This is a genomic window from Streptomyces sp. DH24 (assembly GCF_029813775.1).
GTDB lineage: Bacteria > Actinomycetota > Actinomycetes > Streptomycetales > Streptomycetaceae > Streptomyces.
Genome location: NZ_JARVKW010000032.1, coordinates 65,416 through 76,753 on the forward strand (window position 1 = coordinate 65,416; position 11,338 = coordinate 76,753).

General features: G+C 74.1%; 2 protein-coding genes and 7 pseudogenes. 2 read left to right on the plus strand and 7 right to left on the minus strand.

Annotation, left to right across the window (positions count from 1 at the left end; all coding sequences use genetic code 11):
• The first annotated feature begins 7 nt into the window (after positions 1-7).
• Positions 8-4,678, plus strand: coding sequence for a hypothetical protein (locus QC282_RS23835; protein ID WP_279551598.1), 4,671 nt, complete (start codon positions 8-10; stop codon positions 4,676-4,678).
• Between the two features lie 70 nt (positions 4,679-4,748).
• Here the strand turns inward: QC282_RS23835 and QC282_RS23840 are convergent.
• The 4 pseudogenes from QC282_RS23840 to QC282_RS23855 form a co-directional block, all read right to left on the minus strand.
• Positions 4,749-5,144 (minus strand): annotated as a pseudogene (locus tag QC282_RS23840) (GMC oxidoreductase); the annotation flags it as partial.
• A 16-nt stretch (positions 5,145-5,160) separates the two neighbouring features.
• Positions 5,161-5,562 (minus strand): annotated as a pseudogene (locus QC282_RS23845) (APC family permease); the annotation flags it as partial.
• A gap of 102 nt (positions 5,563-5,664) precedes the next feature.
• A pseudogene (locus tag QC282_RS23850) lies at positions 5,665-7,116 on the minus strand (aldehyde dehydrogenase family protein); the annotation flags it as partial.
• Positions 7,109-7,795 (minus strand): annotated as a pseudogene (locus QC282_RS23855) (RHO alpha subunit C-terminal catalytic domain-containing protein); the annotation flags it as partial. The pseudogenes QC282_RS23855 and QC282_RS23850, both read right to left, overlap by 8 nt.
• Positions 7,796-7,798: 3 nt before the next feature.
• Between QC282_RS23855 and QC282_RS23860 the strand changes: the two are divergent.
• Positions 7,799-8,005, plus strand: a pseudogene (locus tag QC282_RS23860) (sugar phosphate isomerase/epimerase and 4-hydroxyphenylpyruvate domain-containing protein); the annotation flags it as partial.
• Here the strand turns inward: QC282_RS23860 and QC282_RS23865 are convergent.
• From QC282_RS23865 to QC282_RS23875, 3 genes and pseudogenes are all read right to left on the minus strand, one after another.
• A pseudogene (locus tag QC282_RS23865) lies at positions 8,005-9,365 on the minus strand (FAD-dependent oxidoreductase); the annotation flags it as partial. The pseudogenes QC282_RS23860 and QC282_RS23865 overlap by 1 nt on opposite strands.
• A gap of 104 nt (positions 9,366-9,469) precedes the next feature.
• Positions 9,470-10,086: pseudogene (locus QC282_RS23870) on the minus strand (MBL fold metallo-hydrolase).
• Entirely contained in the window at positions 10,083-11,168 is a 1,086-nt protein-coding gene (locus QC282_RS23875; protein WP_279551599.1) for an S-(hydroxymethyl)mycothiol dehydrogenase, read from the minus strand. The pseudogene QC282_RS23870 and the gene QC282_RS23875 overlap by 4 nt, the downstream one beginning before the upstream one ends.
• Positions 11,169-11,338 lie beyond the last annotated feature (170 nt).

Consider the following 11,338-nt stretch of genomic DNA (forward strand, 5'->3'; position numbering starts at 1 on the left):
GTCCGCCATGTACGAGCTGTCCCGGGTCCGCCTCTACTCCATCGGGCCCGCCGGTGCGCGCTACGCCGACACCGTGCTTGACCTGCGCGGTGTGGGCGAGCCCGTGCCCGATCCCGCGCCCACCCAGGCGGAGTTCTTCGAGGAGGAGCCGGTCGGCCCGCCGCGCCGCCCGGCGCCCGCCGGTGTGCTCTTCCTGGAGAACGGCGGCGGCAAGTCGGTGCTGCTCAAGCTGATCTTCTCGGTGATGCTGCCCGGCCACCGCAACACCCTCGGCGGGGCCAGTTCCGGCGTGCTGCGCAAGTTCCTGCTCGCCGACGACTGCGGCCACGTGGCGCTGGAGTGGCAGCACGTGCTGACCGGCGAGTGCGTCGTCGTCGGCAAGGTCAGCGAGTGGCGCGGGCGCCAGGTCTCCAACGACCCGCGGAAGTTCGCCGAGGCCTGGTACTCCTTCCGGCCCGGCCCCGGGCTCAGCCTGGACAACCTCCCCGTCGCCGAGTCGACCGCCGTGCGCCCGTCCGTGGAGGGCGTCTCGGGCGCCCAGGGCCGCCGCCGCACCATGAAGGGCTTCCGCGACGCCCTCACCGAGGCCCAGAAGGCCTACCCGCACCTGGAGGTGCACTGGGAGGAGACCCACGAGCGCTGGACCGAGCACCTGGGCGACCTCGGCCTCGACCCCGAACTCTTCCGCTACCAGCGGGAGATGAACGCCGACGAGGGCGAGGCCGCCGGCCTGTTCGCCGTGAAGAAGGACTCCGACTTCACCGACCTGCTGCTGCGCGCCGTCACCGACACCCGGGACACCGACGGCCTCGCCGACCTCGTCAGCGGCTTCGGCAACAAGCTCGGCCGCCGCGCCGAACTCATCGCCGAACGCGACTTCACCGCGGGCTCCGTGGACCTGCTCGGGCGCATCGTGGAGGCCGCCGACGCCCGCTCACGCGCGCGTGACGTGCACGCCGCCGCCGAGCGCCGCACGAGGACCCTGGCCCGCAGGCTGTCCGCGCGCGGCGTGCGGGAGCGGGCGCGGGCCGCCGACCTCGCGCAGCGGGTCACGGCCGCCGCGTACGCCGTCACCCACGCCGAGTCCGCGCGCGAGCGCAGCGCCCTCATCGCCGCCGAACTCGCCTACCGGCACGCCTCGCTGGCGCTCGCCGCCGCCGAGAAGGCCGCCGCCGCGCAGAAACGCGAACTCGCCGACGCCCGCACCCTGCACGCCGCCTGGCAGGCCGCCGAGGCCGTACTGCGCCACCGCGCCGCCGCCGACCGCGTCGCGCGCGTGTCCGCCGCGATCCAGGAGGCCGAGCGGGACGCGGCACCCGCCCTCGCCGCCCGCACCAAGGCCGCCGCCGACCTCGTGCGGGCCCTGCACGCCGCCGCGCAGAGCGCCGAGGACCTCGCCAACGAGGAGGAGGAGCGCTCCGCCGCCCTGCAGGAGGTCGGCGACTCGGCTCACCGGGACTCCACGGCCGCCGCCACCGAGGCCCAGCGCGCCCGCAGCGAGATCGGGCACCTGCGGCAGCGCCTGGCCGAGGTCCAGCAGGAGACCGCCGAGGCGGTCCGCGCGGGCTGGCTCGACGACAGCGCGCCCGACGCCGACCCGGCCCGCGCCGCCCTGGCCGCCAGCGACGCCGAGAAGACCGCGGTCGCCGCCTGGGACACCGCCCGTGAAGCCGCACGCCGGGCCACCGAGCACGCGCGCGAGACCGCCGCCACCGAGACCCGCGCGGAACTGACCGCGGCCCGCGCCTCCGACGCGGCCACGGCCGCGGAGCGCGCCCACCAGGCCGAGCGCCGCACCGCCGAGGCGCTCGCGGCCGAGGAACGGCTCGCGGAACGGCTCGGCCTGCCGGGCACCACGGGCACCGGACGGGCCGGCGTCCCGGGACCTCGCACCGGGAGCGACGGCGCGTCCGGCACCCGGCCCGGCGGTGCGGGGAGCGCCGCCCAGGACGAGTCCAGGACGGGCGCGCTCACCGCCGAGGAACTGGACCGCTTCGCCGACGACCTGCGGGGACTGCTCGACGACGCCGTCTCGTCCGCCGAACGCCAGCTGTTCGAACTCCGCACGGCCGCCGCCGACGACTCCCGCATCCTCGGCGCCCTCGGTGACGGCGGACTGCTGCCGCCCGGCCCGGACGTGCTGGCCACCGTCGAGTTCCTCGGCGAGCACGGCATCCCCGCGCTGCCCGGCTGGCGCTACCTCGCGCAGGCCGTCGCCCCCGCCGACCACGCGCGTGTGCTGGCCGCCCGGCCGGAGCTCGTCGACGGCGTGATCATCACCGACCCCGACTCGCACGCCCGCGCCCGGGACGCGCTGAGCGACGCGGCGCTGCTGCCGAGGTCGGCCGTCGCGGTCGGCACCGCCGCCGCCCTGCTCGCCCCCACCCCGGGCGCCGGCTCCGGCACCGGCGACGTCTTCCTCGTACCGCCGAACCCGGCCATGCACGACGAGCACGCCGCCGACGAGGAGCGGCAGGCGCTGCGCGCCCGCGCCACCGAGCGCGACGAGGAGATCCGGGCGCTCGCCGCGCGCCTCGCCAAGGACCGCGTGCGGGCCGCACGCCTCGCCTCCTGGCGCACCGGCTGCCCCGCCGGCCGGCTCGCCGAGCTGGCCCGGGCCGCCGAGGAGGCACGCGCCTTCGCCGCGGAGGCCGAGGCCGAACTCGCCGAGGCACGGACCGTGCGGGCCGAGGCCGAGGAGGCCGCCGCCGAGGCCACGCAGATCCGCGACGAACGGCAGGAGGCCGCGCAGAAGGCCCGGCGCGCCGCCGACGCCCTCGCCGGGCTGGCGTTCCGGCTGCGGGAACGGGTGGGCTGGCAGGCCAAGCTGCGGGAACTCGCCGACGAGGCCACCGAGGCGGAGGCCCGCGCCCAGTCCTGCCTGGAGCGCGCCCGCGCCGCCGACGAGGACCGGCGTGCCGCCCAGCGCGCCGCCGACGACGCCCGCCGCACCGCGCGTGCGCTGCGCGCCGAGCGCTCCGAGATCGCCGGCGCCCCCGACGACGTACCGGAGGACGCCGCCGCCCCCAAGTCGTCCCTGCCCGCGCTCCGCGAGGCCTACCGGGCCGCCTCCCAGGTGTACGAGAAGGTCGGCGTCGGCGCCGACCTGCGCGCCGAGCAGGCACGCGCGGAGAGCGACGAGAGCGCCGCCCGCGCCGAGCTGGACCGGCTCAGCAACAAGGTCCGCACCCGCGCGGAACAGCTCCTCGAGTCCCCGGACGGCTCCGACGGACCCTCCCGGCAGGCCGCCGCGGCCCGCGCCGAGGAACTGGTGCAGCTGCTGGAGACCCGCATGTCCAGCGCCAGCGAGCAGCTCGGACGGCTGCGCGGCGAGACCGAGCGGCACGCGCCCGAGGACGGCGAGGCCCACACCGAACTGCCCGAGGAACTCGTACCGCGCGACGCCGAGCACGCCCAAGCGCTGCTGCGCACGGCCAGCGCCGAACTCGCCTCCCGCACCGAGGCGTTGGCGCAGGCCCGCGAGGCGCACGCCGAACTCCTCGACGCCCACCGCGCGGCCGAGGACGCGGCCGGCGGCTTCGACGAGATCGCCGCCATGCTCCGCGACCTGCTGCGCGAGCACACCGCCGAGGAGGAGCAGGAGGAGACCGAGCCGTACCCGGGCAGTCCCGAGGAGGCCCGGCACTCGGCCGCCGAGGCCCGCCGGTCGCTGCGCGGCTGCGCCGCGGACCTGTCGGCCGCCGAGGCCGCCGTCCGCGAGGCGAGCGACGTCCTCGTCCGGCACGCCAACTCCACGCGCTACGAACAGGTGCGCACCCCGGCCCGCCAGCAGATCCGCGAACTGCCCGCCGCCGCGCTGCCCGAGCACGCCCAGAAGTGGGCGGACGCCTTCGCGCCCCGCCTGCGGGTCCTGACGGACGAGCTGGAGCAGCTGGAGCGCAACCGCGACTCGATCGTGGACCGCCTGCGCGGGCTCGTGGAGTCGGCCCTCGCCACGCTGCGGTCCGCGCAGCGGCTGTCCCGGCTGCCCGAAGGGCTCGGCGAGTGGTCCGGGCAGGAGTTCCTGCGGATCCGCTTCGAGGAGCCCGACCAGGCCACCCTCACCGAGCGGCTCGGCGAGGTCGTGGACGAGGCGACCCGCGCCGCCGTCAAGAAGAACTCCGACCTGCGGCGCGACGGCATGTCCCTGCTGCTGCGGGGCGTCGCGGCGGCGCTTCAGCCCAAGGGCGTGGCCGTCGAGATCCTCAAGCCGGACGCGGTGCTGCGCGCCGAGCGCGTGCCCGTCGGCCAGATGGGCGACGTTTTCTCGGGCGGCCAGCTGCTGACGGCGGCCATCGCCCTGTACTGCACGATGGCCGCCCTCCGCTCGAACGACCGGGGCCGGGACAAGCACCGGCACGCCGGCACGCTGTTCCTGGACAACCCGATCGGCCGCGCCAACGCGACGTACCTCCTGGAGCTCCAGCGGGCGGTCTCCGACGCCCTCGGGGTCCAGCTGCTGTACACCACCGGCCTGTTCGACACGACCGCCCTGGCGGAGTTCCCGCTGGTCATCCGGCTGCGCAACGACGCCGACCTGCGGGCCGGGCTGAAGTACATCAGCGTGGAGGAGCACCTGCGGCCGGGGCTGCCGCGGGACACCTCCGGTGCGGAGGGCGGGCACAGCGAGATCACCGCGACGCGCATGTACAAGCGGCCGGCGCCCAGCGCGCCGTAGCGTCGGCCGCGGGGAACCGCTGGTCGGTGGCGGCCGGCCGCGCGGTTCCCCGCGTCCCCCGGGGTGTTGTTCAGCCGTCGGCCTTCAACAGGTCCGCGCACTTCTCGCCGATCATCATCGTCGTGATGCACGGGTTGACCGTCACCAGCTCCGGCATCACCGAGCCGTCGGCGACACGGAGCCCTTCGACGCCCTTGACCCGCAGCCGCGCGTCCAGCGGGGCCGTGGGGTCGTCGTCCGCGCCCATCTTCACCGTGCAGGCCGGGTGGTAGACCGTGTTGTGGGTCTTGCGGATGTAGTGCAGCAGCTCGTCGTCGGTGCGCGCGTCCGGCCCGGGGGCCAGCTCGGCGCCCGCCCAGCCGCTCAGCGCCGGCTGCTCCGCGATGCGGCGGCCCAGCCTCAGCCCGTACGTCATCACGCGCACGTCGTGCTCGTGCGTGAAGTACCGCGGGTCCACCTTCGGCTTGCGGCAGCGTCAGCTGGTAGGCGAGCGCCACGGCTGCGATCGACACGATCGAGGCGATCAGCATCATCCAGCCGGCGAGCCAGCCCAGATGTGGATTGCTGATCTTCTTCGACCAGTTGTAGACCGAACCGGCCACGGGATAGCGGGCGGCCAGCTCCGCGAAGCACAGGGCGACCATGAACTGGCCGGCGAACACCATCGGCCATGACCACCAGTACGCGGGGCCGCCGGTGCCGTAGCCGAAGTAGAACAGCTGGAAGGTGCCGGTGAGGATCGAGATGTAGCTGATCCCGGCGGCGAAGGTGTGGAAGTTGCCGAGCGTGCGCCGCAGCTCGGGCTTGTAGCCGAACTCGGCGAGTTCCGCGTCTTCTTGGCCGGCCCGGCCGTCCGGGCCGGTGGGTTGCGCGGTGGTCGTCATGAGCGGACTCCTGGAGGGCCGGGGCAGGGGGGAGGGGAGGGCCGGGGAGCGGCTCGTGCGGTCCGGGGCGCGACGGGTACGCCGGGGCTCAGCCGAACAACCCTGTGGCGCGGGACGGGTGTTGCGCCAGGCGTGCTTCGTCTCCTGGTACTCGGCGAGCCCCGCCGGGCCGAGCTCACGGCCGAAGCCGGAAGGCTTGTAACCGCCCCACTCCGCCTGCGGCACGTAGGGGGGGTAGTCGTTGATCCACACCGTGCCGAGCCGCAGCCGCCGCGCGACCCGCGCCGCCTTCGCCTCGTCGCCGGTCCACACCGCGCCGGCCAGCCCGTAGACGCTGTCGTTGGCCAGCCGCACCGCGTCCTCCTCGCCGTCGAAGCGCTCGACGGTCAGCACCGGCCCGAAGGACTCCTCCCGCACCACCGACATGCCGCTCGCGCACTCGTCCAGCACGGTGGGCAGGTAGTAGAAGCCGTCCGCGAACTCCGCGCCCTCGGGGCGTCGCCCGCCGCAGCGCAGCACGGCACCCTCGGCAAGGCCCGCCGCGACGTACGCCTCGACCTTCGCCCGGTGCGCCGCGGAGATCAGCGGCCCGGTCCGCGCCCGCTCGTCGAACGGCCCGCCGAGGCGGATGACCGAGGCCCGCCGCACGATCTCGTCGACGAACCGGTCGTGCAGCGCGTCCTCCACCAACAGCCGCGCCCCCGCCGAGCAGACCTGCCCGGAGTGCAGGAACACCGCCGTCAGCGCCATGTCGACGGCCGCTTCGAAGTCGGCGTCGGCGAAGACCACGTTGGGATTCTTGCCGCCGAGTTCCAGCGCGACCTTCTTCACGGTGCCTGCCGCTGCCGCCATCAGCCGGCGGCCGGTGTGCAGACCGCCGGTGAACGACACCAGGTCGACGTCCGGATGGTCGGCCAGCGGCGCGCCCGCCTCCGGGCCCGCGCCGAGGACGAGGTTGCCGGCGCCCGGCGGGAGCCCGGCCTCCGTCAGCAGCCGCATCAGGTGGATCGCGGTGTGCGGGGTCAGCTCGCTGGGCTTCAGCACGAAGGTGTTGCCCGCCGCGAGCGCCGGTGCCACCTTCCACGCCGTCTGCAGCAGCGGGTGGTTCCAGGGCGTGATGAGCGCGCACACCCCGACCGGCTAGTGCACCACCCGGCTGTCGACGCCCGCCGTCCCGGTGTCCACGACCCGTCCGGTCACGGTCGCCGCCAGCCGCCCGAAGTAGCGGAAGCAGTTCGCCACGTCGTCGACGTCGTACGCGCTCTCCACGAGACGTTTGCCGGTGTCCAGGGACTCGGCGCGGGCGAGCGTCTCGCGGTCCCGTTCGAGGAGGCCGGCGACGCGCAGCAGCAGGTCACCGCGCTCGGCGGCGGAGGTGTGGGGCCAGGGGCCGGTGTCGAAGGCGCGCCGGGCGGCCGAGATCGCCTCCACGGTGTCCTTGCCGCCCGCCTCGTCCACCACCGCGACCAGGGAGCCGTCGGCGGGACACCGGATCTCACGGGTGCGCCGGTCCACCGCGGCCCGCCACTCGCCGTCGATGAACAGGTCAGGCACGGCCGCCTCCGAGCTTCTCCAGGAGCCACTCGTGGAAGATCCCGATGTGGTGCTCGTTCGGCACCAGCACCCCGCCCCGGCGGTACGCCCGGGACGCCATGGCCGGCTGGGTCCGCTCGCAGGCCTCGAAGTCCTGCGTGTTGACCCGGTGGAACAGCTCGACCGACTTGGACACGTCCGCCCCGGACGCCACGACCTCGGGCGCGTAGAGCCAGTCGCACTCGACCACCGTGCGGTCCTCGGCGAGCGGGAACATGCGGTGCAGGATCACGTGGTCCGGCACGAGGTTCACGAACACCGTCGGCTTCACGGTGAGGGCGTAGTAGCGCCGGTCCTGGTCGGCGGCGACGTCCGGGAGCCTGCCGAAGCCCTCGCTGCCGTCGACGGTGAACCCCTTGACGTCCTCGCCGAACTCGGCGCCGTGGCCCACGTAGTACTGGGCCGCGTAACCGTCGGCGAACTCCGGCAGCACCTCGGTCAGTTCGGGATGGATCGTCGCGCAGTGGTAGCACTCCATGAAGTTCTCGACGATCAGCTTCCAGTTCGCCTTCACGTCGTAGGTGATGCGTTTGCCGAGGGCGAGGTTCTCCGTGCCGTAGTGGTCGATGGCGGCCGTGTCGCCCAGCCGCTCGACGGAGGCGTGCCGCACGGTCTCCTCGAAGGAGGGCGGCTCGTCGGCGGCCCGCGCGACGCCCCGCTCGACGCGGTCGCCGCCCCCGACGGCACCGAGCTGTTCTTCTGCGCGCCGAGCAGCCCCGACCTACCCGGCTGGCGCGCCGACTTCGCCGCCGTCGAGCACGACCCGGCCGCACCGGACGTGACCGGCATCGACCATCTGTCCCTCACCCAGCCCTGGCACCAGTTCGACGAGGCGGCGCTCTTCCACCGCGGGGCGTTCGCCTCGTACCAGTGCGGACGTTCCCAGCCGCCGCCCTCCAGGAAGTACGCGCCGAGTCGCTCCTGCCGGGCGTGGAAGGGACTGACGCGCAGCGGACGCGGCTGTTCCATCGGCTGGAGCGGGTGGACGACGTCGTACACCTCGACGAACTGCTGCGAGCCGCGCCCAGGACGTACGCCGGTGAGCGCTGCGCCTCCTCGAACCGCGTGAGGTCGCACTCGCGCACGTCGACCGAGGGCCGCCCGTCGACCATCCACTCGGCGACCGCCCTGGCGACGCCGGCCGAGTGGGTCACCCACACCGCCTCCGCCAGCCAGAAGCCCCGCAGCCGGCGCGACTCGCCGAGGACCGGCATGCCGTCCGGAGTGAAGGAGAAGACGCCGTTGAACCCCTCCTCGATCTCCGAGTCGCGCAGGGCCGGGATGAGCCGCCGGCAGTCCTCCCAGCTGGGCGCCCAGTCCTCCTCGGTGAACGGGTAGGACGACGGCATGTCCATGTTCCGGGCGCGCGCCTCGTCGTAGGGGAGCACGGCGAACGGGTCCACGGGCAGCGGCTGGTGCGCGTACGAACCGATGCCGATGCGGTCGGTGTGCTCGCGGAAGTACAGGTCGCGGTCCTGGAAGCGGAGGATGGGCCTCGATGCCTCGACGGTGGCGCCGCTCAGCTCGGGCAGCGGCCTCGTCTTCGCGTACTGGTGCGCGAGCGGTTGCAGGGGTACGTCGATCCCGGCCATGCGGCCGATCACCGGGCCCCAGGAACCGGCCGCGGAGACGACGTGGTCGGCGGGGAAGACGCCCCGGTCGGTGACGACGCCGGTGACCCGGCCGTCCTGCCGCTCGATGCCGGTGACCGTGTGGCGGTCCAGGAAACGGGCGCCGCGTTCCGTGGCCCGTTCCATCTGGGCGCGGGACGCGAGCAGGGCGCGGGCCAGGCCGTCGTCGGGGGTGTGGAAACCGCCGAGGACCATGGACTCGTCGACGAGCGGCCACAGTTCCTTGCAGCGGGCGGCGCCGACGATCTCGCCGCGCACGCCCCACGCGGCGGCCCAGCCGGCCTTGCGGTGCAGGTCGGCGAGGCGTTCGGGGGTGGTCGCCAGCTCCAGGCCGCCGACCTGGTGGAAGCAGGACGTGCCGTCCGCCTCCAGCGAGGCGAACTTCTCGACCGTGTACCGGGCGAACGCCGTGAGGGTCTTCGACGGGCTGGTCTGGAAGACGAGGCCCGGCGCGTGCGAGGTGAAGCCGCCGGGCGCGGGCAGCGGGCCCTGTTCGAGGACGGTGACGTCGGTCCAGCCGCGGGCGGTCAGCTCGTCGGCGAGCGAGCAGCCGACGATGCCTGCGCCGACGACGACCACGCGGGGGTGACCGGGGGGGCGGGGGTGCTGGACATGCCCCTCCTTGCCGGGGAGTGAGCGCGCGGGAGCGGCGCTCGGGGGGTGGGGACGCGGGAGCGGGGGCCTTACGGCACGGGCACGTTCGGCCGCTCGGCGGCGATCGTCGTGTCCTGGCCGTGCCCGGTGTGGACGACGGTGCCGCCGGGCAGGGTGAGCAGCCGGTCGCGGACGGACACCTCGATCGTCGGGCGGTCCGAGAAGGAGCGGCCGGTGGCGCCGGGGCCGCCGTGGAAGAGGGTGTCGCCCGTGAAGACGGCGTCGAGGAAGGGGCGTACAGCGAGCAACTGCCCCAGGTGTGGCCGGGGTTGTGGATGACCCGGAGTTCGATCCCGGCGACGGTGAGGACGCGTCCGTCGCTCAGTTCGCCGTGCGGTTCGCGGGCGGGGTGGGTGCGGGACCACAGCTCGTGGTCGCCGGGGTGGAGCAGGACGGGGGCGCCCGTCAGGTCGGACAGTTCGGGCGCCGCGTCGATGTGGTCGTCGTGGCCGTGGGTGCAGACGATCGCGGTGACCCGGCGGCCGGCGATCGCCGCGTGGATCGCACGGGCGTCGTGCGCCGCGTCGATCACCAGCACCTCCTCGTCGTCGCCGACGAGCCAGACGTTGTTGTCGACGTCGGAGGTGTCGCCGTCGAGGCTGAAGGTGCCCGAGGTGACGACCCGCCGCGCTTCGACCGCGCTCACAGGACCACCACCGAGCGCAGCACCTCGCCGCGGTGCATCTTCGCGAACGCCTCCTCCACCTGGTCCAGGGCGATCGTCTCCGTGACGAACGCGTTGAGGTCCAGCAGGCCGTACAGGTACTGGTCGATCAGGAACGGGAAGTCGCGGCTCGGCAGGCAGTCGCCGTACCAGGACGGCTTGATCGCGCCGCCGCGCGAGAACACGTCGATCAGCGGCAGTTCGGCCTTCAGGTCCGGTGAGGGGACGCCGACCTGGACGAGCAGGCCCGCGTGGTCGCGCATGTAGAAGGCCTGCCGGAACGTCTCGGGGCGGCCCACCGCGTCGATCGCGATGTCCACGCCGTGCCCGTCGGTGAGCGCGCGGACCGCCTCGACCGGGTCCGTGCCACGGGAGTTGACCGTGTGCGTGGCGCCGAATCTCTCCGCCTGGTCGAGCTTCCTGTCGTCGATGTCGACGGCGATGACCTTCATCGCGCCGTTGAGGCAGGCGCCCGCGATGGCCGCGTTGCCGACGCCGCCGCAGCCGATGACGGCGACCGAGTCGCCCCGGCCGACGTTGCCGGTGTTGACCGCCGCGCCGTACCCCGCCATCACCCCGCACCCGATGAGGCCCGCGGCCTCGGGCCGGGCGGCCGGGTTGATCTTCACCGCCTGACCAGCCGCGACCAGCGTCTTCTCGGCGAAGGCGCCGATGCCGAGCGCGTTGCTGAGCGGGGTGCCGTCGAGCAGCGTCATCGGCTGCGTGGCGTTGCGGGAGTCGAAGCAGTACCAGGGGCGGCCACGGCGGCAGGAACGGCAGTTGCCGCACGGCGCCCGCCAGGCGAGCACCACGTAGTCGCCGGGGGAGAGGTCGGTGACGCCCGGGCCGACCGCCTCCACCGTGCCGGCCGCCTCATGCCCCAGCAGGAACGGGAAGTCGTCCGTGATCGCGCCCTCCCGGTAATGCAGATCCGTGTGACAGACCCCGCAGGCCTGCACGCCCACGAGCACCTCTCCGGGACCGGGATCGGGAACGACGATCGTCTGCACCTCGACGGGTGCGCCCTTCTTGACAGCAACTACGGCACGGACCTCGTGTGGCACGACCACGCTCCTCTGCTGTTGCGCAGTGCACGATGGGTTGCGCGATGAGGAACATATTGAGAACGCCATCAAGCGGCCGTCAAGAGGCGCGGGTTAACCCTTGGCAAAAGGAGCGGGGAGAGACGAAACCGCCCCGACACACACGACGGCGCGGGACCGGGTGGAAACCC

Coding starts and splice junctions, on each gene's coding strand:
- QC282_RS23835 (WP_279551598.1), top strand. CDS start 8: ATGTACGAGCTGTCCCGGGTCCGCCTCTACTCCATCGGGCCCGCCGGT.